This is a genomic window from Acidovorax sp. BoFeN1 (genome assembly GCF_003345135.1).
Lineage (GTDB): Bacteria > Pseudomonadota > Gammaproteobacteria > Burkholderiales > Burkholderiaceae_C > Acidovorax > Acidovorax defluvii.
Genome location: NZ_QOZT01000173.1, coordinates 1 through 938, shown reverse-complemented (window position 1 = coordinate 938; position 938 = coordinate 1). Strand labels below are relative to the sequence as shown.

1 protein-coding gene is annotated in these 938 nt (G+C 62.3%); it reads left to right on the top strand.

Annotated features, from left to right (window positions below):
• On the top strand, positions 1 to 931 hold a 931-nt coding region (locus DTW89_RS19095), incomplete at its 5' end, for an IS30 family transposase (protein WP_147277687.1).
• Between the last annotated feature and the right edge of the window lie 7 nt (positions 932 to 938).

Sequence of the window (938 nt, the reverse complement as noted above, 5' to 3'; positions counted from 1 at the left end):
AGGGATAGGCGTTGCAGCCATCGCTGGGCACCTTGGTCGCCACCGCAGCACCATCGGGCGGGAACTCTCGCGAAATGTCAGCGAAGCGGGCTATGACCCGTCAAAGGCCCATGCGCAGGCTCGCGAGCGACTCAGCGGCCCCGCCAACGTGCGCACGATATCCAGCCAGACCTGGCAGCAGGCAGAAAGGTACCTGCGCCTGGGCCTGTCGCCCGAGCAAGTCAATGCCCGGCTGCGCCTGGAAGGCCGAGCCAGCCCCAGCAAGGAGAGCCTGTACCTGCGGGTGTATGCAGACAAAGCAGCAGGGGGAAACTTGATCCAATACCTCAGGTGCCAGAAGGTGCGAAGAAAGCGCTATGGCAGTGGACAGGAGCGCAGGGGCACGCTGAAGAACTGCGTGCGCATTGACAAGCGCCCCAAGGTTGTAGAAAAGCGCAGCCGCATCGCGGACTGGGAAGGCGACACGGTCATTGGCAGCGGCCACCAAGGGGTGCTGGTCACGCTGGTGGAGCGCAAGTCACGCTATAGCCTGGCAGCAGCCTTGCCAAGGCGTACCAGCGATTTGGTGGGCGAAGCGATGGTTGATCTGCTCAGGCCCCACAAACGGCGCTGCAAGACCATCACGCTGGACAACGGCAAGGAGTTTGCGGACCACGCGTTCGTGGCCAAGTGCCTGGGCGCGAAGGTGTACTTCGCGCACCCGTACTGCTCATGGGAGCGAGGCCTGAACGAAAACCACAATGGATTGCTGCGCCAGTACTTCCCCAAGGCAATGAGCCTGGCGGGGGTCACGCAAGACCAAGTGGATGAGGCGGTGTATGCACTGAACCACCGGCCACGCAAGTGCCTGGGCTGGCGTACTCCGCATGAGGTGTTCTATGGGCTGGAGATCACTCCGCTTAGACTTGAGACTCGCGCACTTCGTACTTGAATCCGCG